Below are 20,224 nucleotides of genomic sequence, written 5' to 3'. Positions count from 1 at the left end.
CAACAATCCATCGCACCAAGAATGTGATTATTGCACCAAATTAAGACATAAAAAATCACACGATTATTACCTGCTAACAAGCCTTCTATTTTTATTCCATATAAAACAACTAGATACACACGCAATTATATTGGCATAGCTATTGCATTTGAATTAATGTACCTCGTTATTCCTTTAGTTTTTCCTTGAGCTTGAGTGCTTGCCCTGCAAAAGGGCAGGCACTTTTTTTTAAAAGGCAACTGAGTAACCTCACCATGTGTCACTGCTATCTGCAATGATTTCATTATAAACATAGAAATATTATGCTATTCGGTCGTAATAAAAAAAATCCCATTACTATTGCAGATAAAAAAGTTGAAAAGTGGACTTATTCAACCTGCGGCTATTGCTCTACTGGCTGTTCTATTGAAATCGGCACTAATCAGGACGGTATACCTGTTTCTTCCCGTGGTGTGGGTGGTGCTGATGTCAATCAAGGCAAGCTTTGTTTAAAAGGGATTTTTGAACATGAATTATTTGAATCGCCGGGCCGAGGCACAACGCCGTTAATCCGCAATGATTTTCATGACCCTTGGCAAAATTCAGACTGGGATGATGCAACCGCTAAAATGGCTGCCGAAATCAAGCGCATCCAGTCAACTTATGGGCGTGATGCATTTGCCATCGTATCCACCGGACAAATTCTGACTGAAGGTTTTTATACCTTAGGAAAACTGGCTCGTGGTGTTATTGGTACCAATAACTATGATGGCAATACCACCTTGTGTATGGCCTCAGCCGTATCCGGTTATAAACGTTCATTTGGCTCTGACGGACCGCCCGGATGTTATGAAGATTTTGAGCATACGGACTGTCTAATTGCCTGGGGTTCTAACCTTCCAGAGCAACATCCTATTATCTACTGGCGCATGAAAGAAGCTCAGGAAAAACGCGGCTTTCCATTAATTGTCATTGATCCTCGCGTGACCATGCTGGCACAAAATGCAGATATGCACCTGGCAATTACGCCAGGCACTGATGTGGTGCTGCAAAATGCTTTAATGCATGTGATTCTGGCTGAAGGTCTTGAGGACACAGACTATATAAAAGCCAATACTAACGGCTTCGAACAACTGCAAAAAGAAGTGCAAAATTATGATCCAATCAGTGCCGCAAAAATTTGCGGGATTGATGAGGATACTATTCGCCATGTCGCACGGCTTTATGCCAAAGCAGGTGCTGCGATGAATATCTGGACGATGGGCATTAATCAGAGTACTCATGGTTCTGATGGTGTGGTTGGCTTGAATAACCTGAGTTTATTGACTGGTAATATCGGCAAACCCGGCGGCACCAGTTTATCGATTACCGGACAGTGTAATGCCATGGGCACCCGTGAATGGTCATCATGCTCAGGTTTACCAGGTTACCGTGCCTTGGAAAATAAACAGGATCGTGAAGAAATCGGCGCATTCTGGAATGTTGACCCTGAATTCTTCCCTAAAAAACGCGGTATGGCTCAAACGGATATTTTCCCTGCCATTGAAACCGGTGCCATAAAAGGACTATGGCTAATTGGCACCAATCCAATGACCTCCATGCCTAATACCGCGCGGATACGTAAAACACTGGAGAAACTGGAATGTTTAGTGGTTCAAGACAGCTATCAGGATGTTGAAACCATAGAATATGCGCATATCTTTTTGCCTGCTGCCATCTGGGCTGAAAAAGAGGGGTGTTTTACCAATACTGAAAGACGCGTCAATATTGTGCGCAAGATAAAAGAGCCTTATGCAAACACCAAAACAGATTTGCATATTTTTAATGAGATTGCCAAGCAGTTTGAGCGATCGGAAAAAATGACTTTCCCTTATAAACCTGCTGACGTATTTGAGGAAATGCGTCATTTATCTAAAGGCCGGTTAGTAGATATATCGGGGATGACGCATGATTTGATTGAAAAAAATCGTGGCATTCAGTGGCCTTATACCGAAGAACAGGCTAATAACGGTGAACAGCCTCCTCAAGGTGGCAAACGTTTATATACTGAGCCAGCTACTTTCCGCTATGCAGATGGATTGGCTAAACTGATTCCCCTGCCCTTTATTGATAATAACGAAATACCTGATGAACAATATCCCTTCTGGTTAAATTCTGGACGTTTGGTTGAACATTTTCACACCCGAACGCGTACCGGAAAAATCGGTAACAACAATAAATACAGTCCGACACCTTTTATGGAGATGAATCCTGATGCAGCGGCTGATTTAGGGATATTACATCAGACTTATGTGCGCGTTGTTTCCAGACGCAGTGATGCTGTGGTCATGGTGATGCTGACCCAGCGAGTGCCCAGGAATATGGTGTTTATCCCTTTTCACTTTTTTGATTGTGTTAATCGCTTAACACTGGGTTTATTAGACCCTCATTCAAGACAGCCTGCATTCAAACAATCAGCAGTACGTATTGAGCATATCAATCAGGAAGAAGCTGCCAGGATTAATAAAGAATCGCGTAGTTTTTAATATTAGCTGCATTTTTTACCCGCTATTTGCAAGTTCCCATGCTCCGTGTGGGAATCCATACAGGAGTGCTACTACGCTCCGGGACGCAGAGCGTCTAAACACGCATTTCCACGCAGAACATGGGAACGAGAACAACAAATGATTAAAGTAAGAAGTGACGAACCTGAATATGCCTACCTTTGGGATAAAGAAACCAAAGAAAAGAATCGCTATGGAAAAAATATTGAACTCACCGAAGAAGGCGACGAACGTAGAAACAAAAGCCTCAATATCAATGGTGATGATGGCATAGGGGAGAACCCTAACCGGAATAAGCAACATGGGTTTTTCCTCAATGCAGATAACTGTATCGGTTGTCACGCCTGCGAAGCGGCATGCAGTGAAAAAAATGATAATCCGGCGCATATCGCTTTTCGTTCTGTCGGCTATGTTGAAGGCGGTACCTATCCTGATTACCAGCGGCTTAATATATCCATGGCCTGTAATCACTGCGATGATCCGGTATGTTTAACCGGTTGTCCGACACGTGCTTATACCAAATTTACCGAATATGGCGCAGTACTACAAGACCCCGATATTTGTTTTGGTTGTGGTTACTGTACCTGGGTTTGTCCTTATAATGCTCCCCAGCTTGATCCGGTAAAAGGAGAAGTCAGTAAATGTAATATGTGTGTTGACCGTCTGGAAGTTGGTTTAAAACCTTCTTGTGTCAGTGCCTGTCTGGGCAATGCCCTGGATTTTGGCGTGATTGAAAATATCCCTGAAAAACGTGATCAGGCCATCGCTGAAATCCCTGGCTTTCCTACTACCGATATCACCAACCCCAATATTCGCTTTCAGCAAAAAAAGCAGAACCATCGTGAAATGACACGCACTGATTCAATGCCGCTGAAATATCATAAAGACGACAGCGCAGGCAAATACAAAGCTGTTGTGGATGAGAAAATGGGCCATGAAAAACACTGGAACCTGCGCAAACTACTCACCAGCCATGAAAGTGCGCATGTGATTTTTACGCTGTTTACCCAGGCGACTGTGGGTGCTTTTTTAATGCTGATAATAGGCCCAGCTATCGGACTGCCAGGTTTTTCTCTATTACAAGATTATGCTATCCATATAAGCCTGGTCGCTACGATTTTTGTACTAAGCACCATTGGACTCTTTAAATTAAACATGCATTTGGGTAAACCGCACCGTTTTTACCGTGGTTTTAATAACTTAAGGCTCTCGCCTGTCAGTCGTGAAATTGCAGGTGTATCGATGTTTTACACCGGTTTACTCGGCTATGCTTTTTTTGCACTGTTCGATATATCTATGCTCAACCTGGTTGCCGATATGTTTGCTTATTTGGCAATTGTCAGTGGTCCTATAGGTTTATATTTTATGTATAAGCTATACCGTATTCCAGCACGACCTTTCTGGAACCACCTGCAAACAGGAACCGCCTTTTTAGGCTCCACGCTTAGTTTTGGTGCGCTTATTATTGCTGCCGTCAGCTTCATCTTTTTGCCATTATCAACGCTGGGTGGACTGATTCAAACACTGGCAATAATCATCACCGCCGGCTTAATCATCGAGAGCATGGGTCATATTATTCATGCCCGTGATATGCAGGCGATTGAAAACGAAGGCGCTGCCTCTTATTACCGTCAAATCACGCAATATGGTAAATCCTATCTGTTACGCAACGGTTTATTAGCTTTCAGTTTGATTGTTGCTGGCAGTATTATTTATACAGGCTTATCGGGTGTATCAGGTTTGGTCTTAGCAGGTCTATTGGCGCTTGCCATGATTGTCATGGCCGCCTTTGGTCGCTCGTTATTCTTTGTACTGGTTATTCCAACCACGATGCCGGGTGCATTCTTCTGGAAAAATGACGGCTTTGTTGATCATGCCCGTGAAACGGGATTAGCCGAGGCACAACAAGTCGGTGTTGTCTATCAAAGACATCATGCGTTTAAAGTAGGCGAGTTAATGCAAACTATAAAAGAAAACTCCATCAAGGATATGTTTGCCCATGTACTGTGGATTTTTGGTAAGAAATAGTCTGTTTTTACGCAACTTGACGAAAAATTATTGCTTTATATACAATAACTACAGCACGTAGGATGCGGTGAGAGGGACGAACCGCATCAGTCGTGTTTTCACCTGCCGCCACATCCGATAAATTAATGCCATTACCCGGTTTCAGGCGACTTCCCACGCTTTACATAACCATGGTGTTCGGCCATATTTATCGTAAAAAAACCAGGTAGCTCCAGGCTATTAAAATCTGCAGTAGACCGTTATAGTTTAAATGTAGCCGTTATGTTTTTCGATTGATGCGGTTCGTCCCTCACCGCATCCTGCCGAGCTGTTATAATTAATCAAAATAATAATGAGGTAAGACAATGAAGCAATATTACGGTTTTAGATATTTCGGTAGCGATAACACAACGACAGGTAAGCCACATAAGCAATCTGGCAACGTGTCCATTGCGGGCGAGTGTATCGTTTTCAATAACAAGCAGCAGCTCGAAGAATGGCTGAGCCAGGAAAAGCTAGACGCGCCTAGTGAGTCAGGTGGCGGTAAACGGATAAAGTCATCACGGGTCGATTTACGCAATAAATGCTTAGGTTTGACAATGGCTAACTTTAATAGAATGTTACTCCTTAACACCGTTGCTGAAGATGCGGCAAAAAAGTCAACAGCACCCACCAATCAACCCGTTTAACCATAAACCTTACTAAGTTATCAAGAGGCTCAGACAGCTTGATTTTTATAGTTTTCACTTTTCCTGTCTCCACCATGCGCTGTAAGCTTCTTGATTCTTGCTCTGAGATATTGATATTACCGGCTGTTCCTGGCCGGCAACTGACGGCTATTTTAAACTAAAAAATCAACACGCTTTCAGAGGGGTTTGCAAATAACAATCTATTTTCTTACTCCTGTTTTTTAATGGCATTTTACCAGCGGGAGTTCATCCCAGTTCGTTGTATAGTGCCTGGATCGATACTCTACCGGGCTTTGCCAGCTATTTGTCATATGCGTTGCACTAATAGCAATACCTTTGGGGAAACGCTGGTTAATGTTGTCCATCGTGAGCATCAACTGACTGGCTTTATTCTGCTGATGACCTGACAATTCAAACAGATCTGCCTGATGAGATATTGCTGCTGGCCGGATGTGCCCCAGGGTAATGCCGCATTTCTGGTAGCGATAACCTGTTTTAAAAATTTCCTGGAGCAGTTTTTTTGCTATGCTGATAATTTTTCTGCTATCGCTGCTTGCCTGATTGAGCACCATACGGATTGAGCGCTGGTATTGTGGCTCATTCTCATTATGCGCATTCGTTCGGATAAAAATGCTGATAGAACCAGTAACAGAGTGCTGTTTACGCAACTTTTCTGCTGCCCTGCTGCTAAAGCTGGCTAATGCTTCTGCCAGTTCATGATATTGGGTTAAACGTCTACTAAAGCTACGCGAGCAAACAATTTGCTGTTTATCCGGAGCAATATCTTCCAGTGATAAACAGGCTATACCCTTTAATTCCATCACTGTTCTGGCAATAACCACATTAAATTGTGCCTGTATGCTTTCCACCGGCTGTATTGCCAGATCATAAGCCGTGTTAATGCCCATTAGCTGTAGTCGCTGAGTTGTTTGTCGTCCCACTCCCCATATTTCATTGACAGGCACTAAACGCATAAGCTTTTCTTTACGCACAGGATCAGACAGATCCAGAACACCGCCGGTTTTTTGCCATTTTTTTGCCGCATAATTAGCCAGCTTGGCCAGGGTCTTGGTTGGTCCCATCCCTACACAGACGGGAATACCAGTCGCCCGATATATCGATTTTTTTATCTGCTGGGCATAAGCAGTAGAGCTATGTTCACAAATAGCGGTTAAATCCAGAAAAGACTCGTCAATGGAATACACTTCAATTTGAGGGCTATACGGCTCTAAACATTGCATAACCCGCTCGGACATATCGGCATAAAGCGCATAGTTGGAGGAAAATAGCTGGATCTTATGGCGCTTGATCAAGTGCTGCACCTGATAAACAGGAACTGCCATTTTAATGCCCAGATCTTTAACTTCCTGGCTACGAGCAACAATACAGCCATCATTATTACTCAATACGGCGACCGGTTTATTGCATAAATCAGGACGAAATACCCGCTCACAACTCACATAGAAATTATTACAATCCACCAAAGCAATAAGACCCGGTGCAGATAAGGAGTTCACAGCGGATGAATCACATTAGTCACCACACCCCAAATCACCAGCTCGATATATTCCTGCACGATAATATCAGCATAGGCTGGATTTTCCGCTCCCAGCACAATTTCCTTACCGATACTTTTTAAGCGTTTTACCGTGAGCTCTCCATTTAATGCACAGATAACAATTTTACCGATAACTGGCTCAAGCGAACGATCTACCACTAAAATATCATTGGGATGAATACCTGCACCAAGCATCGATTCCCCTTCTGCGCGGACAAAAAAAGTGGCTGCTGGTTTTTGAATCAGCAGGTCATTCAAGTCCAGTGTCTTTTCTATATAATCATCTGCTGGCGAAGGAAATCCGGCTGATACTTTGCCATTAAACAACGGAATGTTTAATTTAGTGAGTTGCTCCGCAGGTAATATAACAGCCGAATGATCGCTTGTATTGCGCGCTTTTTGCTTGCGTAATCCGAGCACGACCTTAAGCTCCGGCAGCATACTCTCAGGCACGCGAATAGCACGCGTACTCTCGCCATACACAGAAGAGCCTTTTTTACGCCCTGCACCAGAGCGGGCACCACCGCGTTTACTGTTCACTGTATCGGACATATGTACACCCTAAAAATTAAGTTAGAAAAGTGTACAGTATTCTTAATAAAACAAGCAAGCTCTTATTTTTGGTATCTATACTCCGCGCGGCTATCGGCTAAAATCAGCCGCTAGAAAACCACATATGTAACCGCGCGAAGTATATTACAATGAACGCTTAGGAATAAGTATTTATTAACTTCGACATTTGAAAAGGAGTGCAATAGCTTTAGCTGTTGCTGTGTATGACGAAAAAAGCTAAAGCTTTTTTATTCCTGCTCAAGTTATTAACGTCTTATTCCTCAGTATTTGTTATCAGGAGGACTTATGTGTGGTCGATTTTACTTAACTGCGAGTCCAGAGCAGCTGGCAGAAACCTTTCAGTTGCACGGATTGCCGCATTATGAAACCAGTTACAATATTCCGCCAGGGCAAAAGATACTCTCCGTTGTTAAACTGGATGATGGCTCATACAAAGCCGTTAATCTACACTGGGGACTGATTCCACATTGGGCCAAAGAGCGTAAGATCAGCAATCACATGATCAATGCCCGCGCAGAAACGCTGACCGAGAAGCCTGCTTTCAAAGTGGCCTATAAACAGCGTCGCTGTCTTATTCCAGCAACAGGATTTTATGAGTGGCAACAGTTGCAAGAAGGTAAGCAGGCTTATTGCATCAGCCGTAAAGACGGTCAATTAATTGCCTTGGCCGGGCTTTGGGAATACTGGGAACATGACACAGAAACTGTTTATAGCTGTAGCATTATTACCCGACCGGCTAATGCCCTGATCAAGCCCATACATCAGCGTATGCCCGTTATCATAGCCAACGAGCATCACAAGGACTGGCTGGATAAGCAGGCATCGCTGGAAACAACAGAGCAGCTATTAGCAAGCGATGCATACCAGGACATAATACTAAAACCGGTAAGTAGCTGGGTCAATAACCCCCAGCATAATGATCAGAATTGCCTGAATTAATAGTCAAGCTTCAAACAGACTAAAGAGGTCAACCTCATTAGCAACATAGAGACGCTGATTTTTTGTACATGGCTACCGTTTTAGATTTATTAAATCCGCGAAAAGTGATCACTTTTGCTTTAAACTCAGCATCAATGAACCATTCACATCGACTAGACGTAGCTGCTGCGCACGAATCTCATAGCGTGACACTTGTGTTAATGCTTGTAATAACCGCTGCTCCTGAATCATTAATCCATTTTCTGCACAAAATTTACGCGTACTGATTACCGGACCAATAGATAATTCACTGCCGTTGATTTGATAACTGGCTGTTAATGCATTACAGCCACTGCTGCCTTGCAACTTACCATCGATAAATTGCAAGTTGGCTTTCCCCGTTTGCGTACTACTGACCACGTTCCCCGTACCATTGTTAATACCTGTCATTTGCCAGGCAGTTTGCTCTAATGTTAAAGCGGGTAACATTTTAAATACCAGACGCACCTCCCTGTCAGCATCTAGCAGTCGTAATTGTTGATCCTGAAACAGATAAAAATTGATCTCTGCCAGATTCTTTAAAAACTGCTGCTCTTGCGCCGCGATAGCTTCTACACAAATCATCATGGTTAGACCTGTCTGGGAAATTTTCAGAGTGTCATCACCTATCAGCTGATAGTCTGCAAAATATCTGTTACAGCCTGTACTACCGGATACTTTACGTTCCGAAAATTCGATACTCGCTTGTGTATCTGCTAAAGCCGACTGCATACCCTGCTCGCTCAAATAACTCTGCAATTGCCACTGATTTTCCTTTAATGGATTTTGCATCCTTTGTCCTTCCTGAATATCTTTGTCTGGTGCTACACTTGCGTATCGAATATCAGGCGGCTCTATTAACTGCTCTGCCGCTGTATTTTGGGTTGGTGAATTCATACTGCAGCCTTGCAGTAAGATAAGGCTTATCAATAATTTTTTTTGCATAATGGTAGTTTTTTGAGTTAAGTGATAATCGCGATTTTCATTATTCCAAATCTATACTTCGCGGTCATGGATACGGTTGTATATACATAGCAGGCGTATTAATTTCGCTATGATAACGGCTTGAAACCTGCACTGCATTAATAAACCTGAACTATAAAATCCATGGTTGCATCATCATTAATAGTGTTTATTACCAGAGACCGGTGAGCCTTACCCGTTTTATCGAAAGAAATAAGCCCCTCAATTCCTTCAAAGCGATCTATGCCGAGTATTGAGTCATTAATGCATGCACGCATATTTTTAGACTCCAGGCATTGATTCATTATATCAACTAATAACGCATAGCCTTCCATCCCGAGTGCGCTATGCGTATCGATACTTCGCATATTTATTCCCATTGATTGTATCTGTGCCTTCAGTTGCTTACCTAAATCAGTCAAATGCATATCATAAGAATAGGTATCAACGGCTAACATCCCGGCAAGAAAATTCATCGGGTATTTTGTTTGTGCCTTGACATCAGCCATAATCCCATCACTAACCATGATAACAGGATCCCACTTTAACTTAACCAGGGCCGTTTTGATTGCGAATAAAGCGTCGATATCAACCGGTAAATAGAGTAACTCAGGAGCTGTGTTTTTTATTTGTTGAAGAATTTCCGTATAGTCTTGTCTGCTAGTAGTTAAATAGACAGTATCTGTAACTTCCCCTTCTACAGCTCTAAACTGCCGGGAAAATTCATTAGCTAAATATAAGTAATGTGCGTTATTCGACTGCGCCACAATAGCCACTTTATCGAGTAATAATTCATCTCGCACATACAGTGCTGCGACCGAAGCCTGGAATGTATCATCAAAATTTAACTGCGTAACAAAAGAACTGTATTTGGTAATATCTGGATGAGAAGCAATCAGTGCAAAAATCGGAATTTGATATCGATCTGCAACTTTAGCGATGGCTAACACAGAATTACTATCCGAAAAGATCATAATCGCAGTCACTTGGTGTTTTTCCGACAGTTCACGTAGCGCCTCGACTGATTGCTCAGAGACATTTTTATCATCAATCATTATGAATTCCAGCGCATCACCATTATTCAGATAAGGTAAGAGTGCCTGACTGATTTTTATGCCTTGCAACCCACTATCACCTTGACCTTTATTGACACCGCTAAAAGGACCAATAACGCCTACTTTGATCTTATGGCCACTGGGCGTAATTTGTGGCGTACTTTCATGTTTCATAAACCATGAGAATACCGCCAACAAAGCCAACAAAAAGAATAAATGAGATAATTTCATAGCTAATATTAAATCTCTATGGCTTGATAAATCGCGGTTAAATCTTTATGACACTCTATTTATAAATTATACATAACCCAGATTCTAATAATAGGTTTGCCAGGAAAATGGAGTTGTATTTTCTTTTTAAGTTCCTGCATATCCTTTCGGGTGATCGTGCTGCGCATCAGAACTTCCGCCGTGACTATTTTAGGTTTATTTACCCTGTTGAGCTGTACTTTCTGAACGATAATATATTTACCATTAATAAAAAAACGTTTTTTCTTAAAGGTTGACTCGAAAGTAATCTTTTCCACAATTTGATCATAAGATGCATATAAAGGCACTGCAATGACCATAAACAAAACAAACACTATCCCCAGCCCCCGCCTGGCATAAACTATCGGGGAGTAACCTAACACTCTAAAGGTAAATGTTGCCGCGAGAGTAATGCCAATCAAGTTGGTGGAAAATAATAGAAAGGCCTGTAAAAAGAAATTCATATCCATCCGGCCAATACCAATACCGGCAACTGCAAGCGGGGGTACTAAGGCGACAGCGACCGCAACCCCGGCCAGACTTTGCATGATTTCCTTATATGATTTCGAATACGCGCCAGCTACGCCCGATACAATAGCCACCGCCAAATCCAGCAAAGAGGGACTTAGCCGCGAAGACATCTCATCAGTCACCATTTTATAAGGGAATAGCTGAGTAATGATGGCTGATGCTAATAATGCAAGCACAATCCCTACCGCGATTTTACTCGCTGAATTTTTAAGTAATTCAATATTGCCGCGCAATAAACCCATTGAAAGCGACACGATCGGCGCCATTAAAGGCGCTAATAACATAGCCCCTATCACGACGGCTGTACTTCCCTGAAAAAGTCCTATAGTTGCTAACAGAGTACTTAATATCATCAAAGTGATATAAATTGAACCCATCTTTGCATCATCTCGCAAGGAGATAAATAACTCACGAAAACGCGCTTCAGAAGCATAAGCAAATATGGGTATATGCTTCAGGCTTATCTGATCCAGTTCTTTGTCGCCAGGAAGATTAGCAATTTTTACGCTTTCTTTATAAACCTTTACCTTTTGGCAGGTTTTAGTGAGTGTATCACCCATATTCAATCGAATCGCTTTAGGCAGCACTTCACAATGTAGAGGGGTCTGTGTCACACTCACATCATCGATTGTAACGTTCAGCTCCGGGACTGTTTCAATATCAATTTGACTGCTTTTAATATAGCCAATGCCTGGAGGTAAACGATTTTTATTCCTGGAAAAAGTCAGTATATGCAGTAAAATTTTGCTATACACGACGATCGAAATAGGTGAAAAAATCACCATCGAAATAGCACCATCGTTAACAGTACCATCATTTTCAATAAGCTTTGATACCAGGCTTCCCTGATGTTGCTGGATAAGAATACAGCCACTTGCTGCGGTGGTTATTTTTTGCCCTTTCGCTGTGGTAAAACAGAATTTTAAAAGTTTGAGTTTAAAACTTTTTTTAAATGATTCAATCAGGAATCTGGCTTTGCTGATATCGGCACTGGTATCCAGTAAAGGTAGCCAACCTAGAGTTGCTTTAAAAAGCAAAATATTATCATTGCATAATACCAAGTCAATCGCCTGAGTATTTTCACGGCATGCAAGTTCGATGCACTTATCGGATTCAATCGGCAGATTGAATGATTTGATTAACTTTTTTTCGCCTTTCTCGGGAATTAGACCTACACTAAAATTATATTTTAAAGCCAGTCTAAAAATTTCCTTAATCTCTATTAACCCTACCGCAATAATGACATGCCCGACACCTTCTAAAGAAGCGTGCGGATTGAGTAATAAACTATCAAAAGAAATGGTATTAAGCTGTGTACCAAAAGCATTGCTTTGCAACGGCTCCAGTAAAGCTGCGGTTTTTTCTGTATAAACAAAGAGAGCGGAATTTACATAAGTTTGCATTACTATTTTCTCATGCGCTAGCGATAATTAAGCCACAGAATCAGGGTACTAAGTTACTACCTAAATCTTACAATGAATAACCGAACCAGTCAGTGAAGTGATTATGCAAAACTAACCGGACGCAACACGGAACGCTAAGCAACTAAACCGTATTATAATCGCGCTCCGGTTGAGTGCCATATCAGACATTTAATTTTACTATGCTCCTGATTATTTATGCCTTTGGAGCAGGTATTAAGTTCAAAACCTTCGCAAAACTGAAAAGCAGGCAATTACTGCATCCCTTTCATGACGCCATACTCTTCGCCCATGAGGATATGTTCATAGATGTCTTCTGATTTCTGATTAGCATTTTTAACGGTTGTTTTGGCCTTGCGGGCAGTCAGTTCAAATCCGGCTTTATCCTGAAAAAGCATCACAAAGTCAGATCCGCCGAAGAGAAAATTACCGAGCATACTGCCTTTTTTATGCGCAATCCCAGGTTTGACACTGCCCTCAAAATTCACTGAAGAAACCTGAGCCATCCCCATTGGAATAAGTGCTACCAATCCGTATTTTTCTGTATCGACTATGACATATCCACGCGTCTGGGTAAACTGCCAGCCTGTTGAAACAATGGGAGCATATTTATTTTGCTTTTTGCTCCAGATAACTTCTACAGCAACATTCTGCGCAATGTTTTGCTTTTCCTTTATGATGCCTCCAACAGCGAAATGATAACGGTGGTAATCGTTAACATTCAAGAAGGTGTGTGTCAGAACGCCATTGGCAAAGGCGCCCTTATACTGGCTGTCATCACTCAGCAAATCATCTACATTGTAAAAAGTTGTCAGTTTGACTTTTAACCCACCGGCAACTTTGATATTTGAGTCTTTATCAATTGTCCATGCGCCCTGCGGTACTGAGTCGGCAGGGGCAACCACGACCATCGGTTCTTCCGGGGAGGCAATAGGCCGTTCATCAACAGACTTCAGATATCTGCTAAAAAACTCGTTAAATGTTTTCCAGTTGGATGAGGGTTCATACCATCCTTTCTGTAAGCCAAAACGCGGGTCGTTATAAAACCCTTGATATGTTTGTTGGTTCCATGATTTTTCAGTATCAAGAAATTTCCCCCATGCGTTCACAAAAGCACGATTCCAGCTAGAAAAAGGCGCGTAATACTGAAGCGAATTATTGAATAATCCCTTATCCTTCAATTCTGGTAAAGGCTGGTCAATAAGAAAATAAAAGTAACAGATACTCTGCAGTATTTGATCACGGGTGAGATTAGATGGGTTTTCAAGTACATTCTGTGGAATAAGCTCAGAAGCACTGTCTAAAAAATCATAATAATCAGACAGGTTTTGAACCGGATTTGTTTTCAGATCTGGATTAACTTTTTTTGCTTCGGAAATCGATTTTTCCAGCATATGCTTGATGTCAGGATTATTTTTCACCAGACTTATCAGATCCTGAGTTACCTGCTTATGAGCGTTTTCTTTAGCGAATGCCAGGTTTTCAGAAACAAGCCATCCTGTTAACAATAAAATGGCAAAAAGAACCTTTAGTTTAAATGTATTTCTTTTCATAAATCTTGTCTCCAATTGTGTTGTTTTTTACAGGATTAGATATTGCGTATCAAATAACTCTGGCTGCTCCTCAATTTATACCTGAATAAATCACCTCAAAATTTAATCATATTAGCCCCATTACAAACCGGTGTTTCTCAAGCTCACTTTCTTGGTCACCTTCCCTGGTAACTGACATGAAGCATATGTTCTGAGACAGGACTCATTCCTGGTAAACATCATCACATCAAAGACGGTCAGGAAGCGTATTCTAAAGTTCTTTTTCTGAATGACTGTCAAGCAGGTTTTCATCACTAAAGGCTACATTTTCTTGATCTATTTGCTGTGTAAGTGTGTGATCTGCAGCAACATCCTGAATCTCATGGTCGATAGCTGTTTTATTATTTATATTGATTTTTTGATGGTGACTGGCTGAATAACCTGCTTTGTCACGAGAAATATGAATGTCATAAACCGGATTGGGTAAGGCGATATGTGCCTCATCGAAAGCTTGTTTGACTGCTTTTATGGCCTCACTGCGAACTTTGCCAAGACTGACTTCCTGTTGATTGATCCAGCAATAGATACGGACAATGACACTGGAATTTCCAAGCTCATGAACTATGACCTGGCATTTGGGTTCTTGCAGAATACCGGGCATTTCATCGAGTGTTTTCAGCACCAGACCTTGAGCATATGACAAATCCTGATCAACGCCAACGCTAATATCAAATTCAAACCGTCGCTCCGGTTTACGACTGAAATTAGTGATAATTGCTTTATAAACAGTCGCATTCGGAATACGAATATGATTTCCATCAAATGATAACAGGATTGTGGCCCGTGGCGTCAGCCGAACAACTTGCCCCTGGTGACTATCAATGCTAACAACGTCATTGACTTCAAATGGATTGCGTATGCTTAACAACAGACTGGCAATAAAGTTTTCAACAGTGTCACGTACTGCGAAACCAATAGCCAGGCCAAAAATACCGGCTGCACCTAAAATTGTACCTAATAGCGCTGTTGCATCCAGCAGGCTAAGAGCCAGCACAATGCCAATGATTATAAATGTCAGATGGATTATTTTTCCCAGTAAGTCAGCAATAAAGGGATTAATGGTAATGCGCCGGTACAGGCTGTTTTTATTTGAAACCCATCTGCCTGTAACCCAGAAGATCCAAAATACAAAAAAAGCCAGAAATATAATAGGCAAGCTGGAGATCGCCTGTTCAGCCAAAGCCGTGAGTTTGGTAAACGTTTTTTGTAAGCGCTTTGTTGCATTATGGCTGACCTGCAGATTATTTTTAACTTCTATGACTTCTTCCATCTGGTTTGCAAACTGCAAGGCTTTTTTCTCTGAGGCGCTTGAGTCAAGCTCACCTTCCAATGTTGCAATCCCATTGCTGACATAAACACGTAAACCTTTTAAATCATCCATTTCAGAATAAATTTTGTGCAATCGTTTTTCAATCAGCCTGTCGGATTTTTCTGTATGATTTAGAGAAATAATCTTGTTATCTGAGCTTTTATCCGCTGCTGTATTCTCAGTTAAAAGATCATTGATTGCATCTGCATGACTGTACGGTGATAAAGTCAATATAAACAGAAGACAAACTATGTTCGTTATTAATTTCACGAATATTTCCTTTTGGGGTTTATGTTAGTGGACGGCAGAGATGCAATTACGGGGTATCCAGGTACGCCAATAGGGAACAGTCTGTAATATCTCCATAGCCATTTATTTTATATCTTCATTGATGATCTCTTCCACGCCAATACTTAATTTCTGATAAATTCCCAGGCATACAATGGAAAGTGAAGAAAACAGAATTAATAATGCCGGATAAATTAATAGTGCCATATCGATTGTTCCTGCTTTAAATATATAAACCAGTCCTTCCATTCCCGATGCGATGGAAATGATGACAAATATTTTAGTAATGGTCTTCCTGGCTTCTGAAGGCGATCGCAGTTCTTTATCCCTAAGAACCTCCTCTTCAACCAGATACTTTGCGACATCCAAAACTGCAACCGAAATAATGATAGCACCTACCGACTGTAAAAGATTTGCAATGGATACCGGAAATTCCTGCATAGAAATAACTGCTTCGTAAATCGACCAAATCATGATTGACAAGGACAAGAATAATAAGCTGACGGCAGCTAACAAGTAAATCATTGAAGCATAATAATTATATAATTTCTTCATTTCGCTTAATTTTATATTTCAGGTTGTTTATTGAATGAAGGGCTGGCACACCGATAATTTCAGACCTAATAAATAGCATTCATCGCTTCCCGTAAAACGATTGAGGGTTTGCCACAACGCCGGGAAGATTAACTTGCTTTGTTTGAGATCACTTTTTTTATATTCTCAAAACGTTGCAACATGGCTTGCTGATCATGCGCCATCTCGCATTTAGGTATCGCAGAGTTTAAGGTAAGCTTGGCAGTTTCTATCAATGCATGCTGATCTTCCTGACGCTCAACAATGGCAGCAAGCTGTGCTAAAGTTTCCAGCAAATAAATAGCTACCGGTGGATTGTTTGCACACATTTGGCGAATAACTATAAAGCAGGCATCATATAAGCTTTGACACGTTATCGCATGCTTAATCAATAGCAATCTGCCCTGCTCGTTGCGAATTTTGCAATCAGGCAAATTCCGTGTGGCAATAAAGGCCAAACCTGCTCCCAGGTAATCAATGCATGTCATGGCGGTAAACGGGTCGTTGATACCAGGAGACAAGGCCCTGGCTGCAATTTGCACTAACTGACGTACAGTAAATTCCAGGTCTTGCTCTGCGCTTGTTTTTTTACCGATTAAAAAGCAGACGCGTATGGGTTTATCGATATGCGATTTTAAATGTATTACAGGCCAGACTTCTACCAGAGGGGCTCCTGTAAGAACAAACTGCCCCGGTTTAAAAAGTAATTTGATAGTAATATTTTCACTCTCGGCCAGTGCGCTTAACGCCTGGTGATTAATGGCCTGAACATAGCCAAAACTATCAGCCCGGATAATACTGGATGGCTGATCGGTTATGGCATCATCAAAATCACCCTGACTTTTATTTTCGGTATACTCATCGGGTAAAAAATCGTTAATTCCATCCATGAGTTCTTTACCGATTTCTGCAGTAATTCGCTCAACCTGTATAGATGACGTTAAATGGTGTATGAAAGCAATGAATAAAGCGGCGTCAAAAAGCACCATGACAACCGCCAAAGATATTGAAATATTAGGAATATGATTAGTGTTTATGACCAACACTCGCATTATCAGCAAGCAATAAATAAAGGTTGAGATAAAAGCGCCGAAGGTAAATTGATTAATTGGATCACGTAAAAAATTTCTCAGTAACCTAGGTCCGAACTGAGAGCTTGTCAGACTCAGTGTCACCATTGTGACTGAAAAGGTGAGCGTTGCAGCTGAAAAAGTCGATGCGGCAATGGTTGATAAAACAGCCCCACTGCCTTCAGATGAAGAAAAAACCAGCCATTTCAAGGCTCTATATTGGGATATATCGACTAGATTATCAACCGCCAGCAAGCCGTAGGATAATGCAATAACAGCGAGTAACATGGATGCCGGTATAAGCCAGTAGCTGTTACGCATTTTTTCCCAAAAATGATTTAACCAAGTTTTCATATTTTGTTTTATCCTGATTTTTACTAGTACTGAATTGATTTTCAATTCACTAGTGAGCACCTTGACAGTTAAACCTCTTTTTAGCTATGAAATCTATTTTTACATATGTACTGCAAATTCTACATCAGGATCTTACTACGTTATCGTTTTAATTCATCTATTCAAGCACCCACTTGCTAAAACAGTTTTACTGTCTATTTTTATACATCAGATTATCTAAAATCAACTAGATCAAACCATTAATTTAGATACTACATATTGATTTATTGCTTTTTTTTCGCGCCATTGAAACGAGTATAAATAGTTTTTTACACTCACTTAAAGTGTTTTTTAGCTTCACTAACAGCAGAATTCATCGTATCCCAGGCTGATTCCATACCTGCTTGTATATCTTTCCAGGCATCCTGACTCGCAGCCTCAAGTTCAGATAGTTTTGACCTGGCTGCTGTTCGATGTTTTTTTAAGGTTTCCAGTTGATCCTGATACTCAATCTGCGCATCTGCGGCAGAGTCCAATAATTTAGCCTGCAATAGATCTATCTGAGCATCTACTTGATCGATTTTTGCGTGCATTTTTTGTACATAAGCATTTTTATCAGTCATTTTATTTACCTCATTCAGTAACGTTAATTGTTTAATCCATTAAATCTAGAATTTTCATTAACAGATTGATTAGCATACTACACCGTTCAAAATATAATCATATTAACTTTTGATAATGAGGATTAAAATTAATTCTTGGCTTTATAAAGATGGGCACGAAAAAGACCTTTGCCCATCCTACAGATTTGTAACTTGTTTAAGTTATTTCATGCACGTTCCTTACCTGATTACCCATGGCTCTCAGCTATATTCGTCATCCTATGCTTATAGCAGAAATCTCGTGGGGTAAGCAAAGCATCCCGATAAAGCTTGTGCCCACGCTTGACTTGGTTGACTTCGTGAATGACGAGACTCTTAACATACTGATATTTTAAAATTTATTTTAATATGGCTGTGAGCTGTACGTAATCAGGTACTCTTATACGAGACAACCTTGCCAGGGCTGCCCGCCTTTGCTAATCAGATTTCTCGTCATCTGAGCATTATGGCGGCTATTCAACAATGAGTAATACGGCAGGTTTGTATACCTCAACAACGAGGACCGCTTTAGGGAAGTTAATATAACTATTTAGGTGACAACTGTCTTGAAAAACGCCGTGAATTTTAACCGATAAACCAGTATAGTGACATGAAGGTAAATCTATTAATTTGGTAGGTGAATTTATGACAACAGCTCAAGATATTACTCAATTAATTGGCAATACTCCGCTGGTTAAATTAAATCATATTGTTGAACCCGGTTCAGCTGAAGTCTGGTTTAAAATTGAAGCCAGCAACCCCGGCGGTTCTGTAAAAGACCGCATAGGCCTGGCAATGATTATGGCAGCTGAAGAATCAGGCGACCTCCAGTCAGGGGGAACTATTATTGAACCCACTTCCGGGAATACGGGCATTGCCCTTGCAATGGTAGCTGCTGCTCGTGGCTACCATTGTATTTTAACCATGCCGGAAACGATGTCAGTTGAGCGTAGACAGTTGTTAGCGCTTTATGGTGCAGAAATTGTATTAACTCCCGGCCCCGAAGGAATGAAAGGTGCAATTGCCAAAGCTAAAGAAATTCTTGCTCAAACCAGCAATGCATATATGCCTCAACAATTTGAAAACCCCGCTAACCCTGAAGTACATAGACAAACGACAGCTCAGGAAATCTGGTCTGCTACCAATGGCAAAATTGACGCTTTTGTTTGTGGTGTTGGGACCGGGGGTACTATTACGGGCGTTACCGATACACTTAAAAAAAGAAATCCCAGACTGAAGTCTGTGGCTGTAGAACCTGCTGAGTCCCCTGTTATCTCAGGCGGTCAGCATAGCCCACATAAAATTCAAGGCATAGGAGCAGGTTTTATCCCTAAAAACCTTAATGTCGATTTACTCGACAGTATTGAATTAGTCAGTACCGATGAATCATTTGCCATGCGTAAACGGCTGGTTGAAGAAGAAGGTATTCTGGCAGGCATCTCTACGGGTGCCAGTGTCTGTGCAGCGTTACGTGTTGCCAGGGAACTAGGCGAAGGTAAAATTGTTGTAACTATAATGCATGATACCGGTGAACGTTACTTGAGTATGGGGGAAAAGAATTAGCAATATACGTTAGATATTGACGCCCTTTATATAACAGCGCGTCATTTGTAATTAACAACCCTTGATGCTTATATAACCAAAGAATGTCTCCATTAAGGCAGAATAGCCCCTGATCCTACGGCCCTGTCCCAGATCCAGACATGCAGAGTAATGCGCAAGTCCCAAAGTAATATCAATCATATCTTGGGAGGATTTTTTCATGAGCAGTTATTTCCAGACTATTTTTCAACAAAGTGGAAATATCAAAGCTACGGCCTTAAAGTTGGAAAAACTTTAGGTCCAGTTTGAGGATGTCCTCTCGTTGCACATTTTTGTTGGATCCTCGAACTT

At 41.3% G+C, this 20,224-nt stretch carries 16 protein-coding genes; 5 read left to right on the top strand and 11 right to left on the bottom strand.

Annotation, left to right across the window (positions count from 1 at the left end):
• Window positions 1-302 precede the first annotated feature (302 nt).
• The 3 genes from AU255_RS06860 to AU255_RS06850 all read left to right on the top strand — a co-directional run bounded on the left by AU255_RS06860 (window position 303) and on the right by AU255_RS06850 (window position 5,218).
• On the top strand, window positions 303-2,504 hold the full coding sequence (locus tag AU255_RS06860) for a molybdopterin oxidoreductase family protein (RefSeq protein WP_080522181.1): 2,202 nt from the start codon (window positions 303-305) through the stop codon (window positions 2,502-2,504).
• 138 nt (window positions 2,505-2,642) lie between these two features.
• Window positions 2,643-4,550: a DmsC/YnfH family molybdoenzyme membrane anchor subunit gene (locus AU255_RS06855; RefSeq protein ID WP_080522180.1), complete on the top strand. Its 1,908-nt coding sequence runs from the start codon at window positions 2,643-2,645 to the stop codon at window positions 4,548-4,550.
• 344 nt (window positions 4,551-4,894) lie between these two features.
• Entirely contained in the window at window positions 4,895-5,218 is a 324-nt protein-coding gene (locus AU255_RS06850; RefSeq protein ID WP_080522179.1) for a hypothetical protein, read from the top strand.
• A gap of 221 nt (window positions 5,219-5,439) precedes the next feature.
• On the opposite strand, the gene AU255_RS06845 is transcribed toward AU255_RS06850, so the two are convergent.
• The gene (locus tag AU255_RS06845) at window positions 5,440-6,735 is read right to left on the bottom strand and encodes a Y-family DNA polymerase (protein ID WP_080522178.1); all 1,296 of its coding nucleotides are present in this window, start codon (window positions 6,733-6,735) and stop codon (window positions 5,440-5,442) included.
• Window positions 6,732-7,328 (bottom strand): LexA family protein, encoded by a 597-nt coding sequence (locus tag AU255_RS06840; protein ID WP_080522177.1) that lies wholly within the window; start codon window positions 7,326-7,328, stop codon window positions 6,732-6,734. Before AU255_RS06840 ends, AU255_RS06845 begins: the two co-directional genes overlap by 4 nt.
• Window positions 7,329-7,634: 306 nt before the next feature.
• On the opposite strand from AU255_RS06840, the gene AU255_RS06835 reads away from it, so the two are divergent.
• Window positions 7,635-8,288 carry an SOS response-associated peptidase gene (locus AU255_RS06835; protein ID WP_080522176.1) on the top strand — a complete coding sequence of 218 codons (654 nt, stop codon included), beginning with the start codon at window positions 7,635-7,637 and terminating at the stop codon, window positions 8,286-8,288.
• 108 nt (window positions 8,289-8,396) lie between these two features.
• Here AU255_RS06835 and AU255_RS06830 read toward each other — a convergent pair whose 3' ends face one another.
• The 8 genes from AU255_RS06830 to AU255_RS06795 form a co-directional block, all read right to left on the bottom strand.
• Window positions 8,397-9,203: an META domain-containing protein gene (locus tag AU255_RS06830; protein WP_158083073.1), complete on the bottom strand. Its 807-nt coding sequence runs from the start codon at window positions 9,201-9,203 to the stop codon at window positions 8,397-8,399.
• 185 nt (window positions 9,204-9,388) lie between these two features.
• Window positions 9,389-10,555: an ABC transporter substrate-binding protein gene (locus tag AU255_RS06825; RefSeq protein WP_080522174.1), complete on the bottom strand. Its 1,167-nt coding sequence runs from the start codon at window positions 10,553-10,555 to the stop codon at window positions 9,389-9,391.
• Between the two features lie 59 nt (window positions 10,556-10,614).
• Window positions 10,615-12,507, bottom strand: a complete 1,893-nt coding sequence (locus AU255_RS06820) for a TIGR00341 family protein (protein ID WP_080522173.1) — start codon at window positions 12,505-12,507, stop codon at window positions 10,615-10,617.
• A 272-nt stretch (window positions 12,508-12,779) separates the two neighbouring features.
• A complete protein-coding gene (locus AU255_RS06815) occupies window positions 12,780-14,078 on the bottom strand; it encodes a phosphatidylserine decarboxylase (RefSeq protein WP_198942555.1) in 1,299 nt (432 codons plus the stop codon).
• A gap of 250 nt (window positions 14,079-14,328) precedes the next feature.
• Window positions 14,329-15,696 carry a mechanosensitive ion channel family protein gene (locus tag AU255_RS06810; protein ID WP_143735872.1) on the bottom strand — a complete coding sequence of 456 codons (1,368 nt, stop codon included), beginning with the start codon at window positions 15,694-15,696 and terminating at the stop codon, window positions 14,329-14,331.
• A 102-nt stretch (window positions 15,697-15,798) separates the two neighbouring features.
• Window positions 15,799-16,269, bottom strand: coding sequence for a hypothetical protein (locus AU255_RS06805; protein ID WP_080522171.1), 471 nt, complete (start codon window positions 16,267-16,269; stop codon window positions 15,799-15,801).
• A gap of 128 nt (window positions 16,270-16,397) precedes the next feature.
• On the bottom strand, window positions 16,398-17,711 hold the full coding sequence (locus AU255_RS06800) for a DUF2254 domain-containing protein (protein WP_080522170.1): 1,314 nt from the start codon (window positions 17,709-17,711) through the stop codon (window positions 16,398-16,400).
• Between the two features lie 314 nt (window positions 17,712-18,025).
• The gene (locus AU255_RS06795) at window positions 18,026-18,313 is read right to left on the bottom strand and encodes a sll1863 family stress response protein (protein ID WP_080522169.1); all 288 of its coding nucleotides are present in this window, start codon (window positions 18,311-18,313) and stop codon (window positions 18,026-18,028) included.
• 663 nt (window positions 18,314-18,976) lie between these two features.
• Between AU255_RS06795 and cysK the strand changes: the two genes are divergently transcribed.
• Entirely contained in the window at window positions 18,977-19,894 is a 918-nt protein-coding gene (gene cysK, locus AU255_RS06790; protein ID WP_080522168.1) for a cysteine synthase A, read from the top strand.
• 51 nt (window positions 19,895-19,945) lie between these two features.
• Here the strand turns inward: cysK and AU255_RS20055 are convergent, their stop codons facing one another.
• A complete protein-coding gene (locus tag AU255_RS20055; RefSeq protein ID WP_158083072.1) occupies window positions 19,946-20,095 on the bottom strand; it encodes a hypothetical protein in 150 nt (49 codons plus the stop codon).
• Window positions 20,096-20,224 lie beyond the last annotated feature (129 nt).

It is taken from the genome of Methyloprofundus sedimenti (assembly GCF_002072955.1).
In the GTDB taxonomy this organism is placed as follows: Bacteria; Pseudomonadota; Gammaproteobacteria; order Methylococcales; family Methylomonadaceae; genus Methyloprofundus; species Methyloprofundus sedimenti.
This window is presented reverse-complemented; position numbering and strand designations above follow the sequence as displayed.

What these genes read in the sequence shown, in the direction of transcription:
- AU255_RS06825 (WP_080522174.1), bottom strand. Translation starts at nt 10,555, where the DNA reads ATGAAATTATCTCATTTATTCTTTTTGTTGGCTTTGTTGGCGGTATTC.
- AU255_RS06850 (WP_080522179.1), top strand. Translation starts at nt 4,895, where the DNA reads ATGAAGCAATATTACGGTTTTAGATATTTCGGTAGCGATAACACAACG.
- cysK (WP_080522168.1), top strand. Translation starts at nt 18,977, where the DNA reads ATGACAACAGCTCAAGATATTACTCAATTAATTGGCAATACTCCGCTG.
- AU255_RS06800 (WP_080522170.1), bottom strand. Translation starts at nt 17,711, where the DNA reads ATGAAAACTTGGTTAAATCATTTTTGGGAAAAAATGCGTAACAGCTAC.
- AU255_RS06840 (WP_080522177.1), bottom strand. Translation starts at nt 7,328, where the DNA reads ATGTCCGATACAGTGAACAGTAAACGCGGTGGTGCCCGCTCTGGTGCA.
- AU255_RS06805 (WP_080522171.1), bottom strand. Translation starts at nt 16,269, where the DNA reads ATGAAGAAATTATATAATTATTATGCTTCAATGATTTACTTGTTAGCT.
- AU255_RS06860 (WP_080522181.1), top strand. Translation starts at nt 303, where the DNA reads ATGCTATTCGGTCGTAATAAAAAAAATCCCATTACTATTGCAGATAAA.
- AU255_RS06835 (WP_080522176.1), top strand. Translation starts at nt 7,635, where the DNA reads ATGTGTGGTCGATTTTACTTAACTGCGAGTCCAGAGCAGCTGGCAGAA.
- AU255_RS06815 (WP_198942555.1), bottom strand. Translation starts at nt 14,078, where the DNA reads ATGAAAAGAAATACATTTAAACTAAAGGTTCTTTTTGCCATTTTATTG.
- AU255_RS06855 (WP_080522180.1), top strand. Translation starts at nt 2,643, where the DNA reads ATGATTAAAGTAAGAAGTGACGAACCTGAATATGCCTACCTTTGGGAT.
- AU255_RS06820 (WP_080522173.1), bottom strand. Translation starts at nt 12,507, where the DNA reads ATGCAAACTTATGTAAATTCCGCTCTCTTTGTTTATACAGAAAAAACC.
- AU255_RS06830 (WP_158083073.1), bottom strand. Translation starts at nt 9,203, where the DNA reads ATGAATTCACCAACCCAAAATACAGCGGCAGAGCAGTTAATAGAGCCG.
- AU255_RS06795 (WP_080522169.1), bottom strand. Translation starts at nt 18,313, where the DNA reads ATGACTGATAAAAATGCTTATGTACAAAAAATGCACGCAAAAATCGAT.
- AU255_RS20055 (WP_158083072.1), bottom strand. Translation starts at nt 20,095, where the DNA reads ATGAAAAAATCCTCCCAAGATATGATTGATATTACTTTGGGACTTGCG.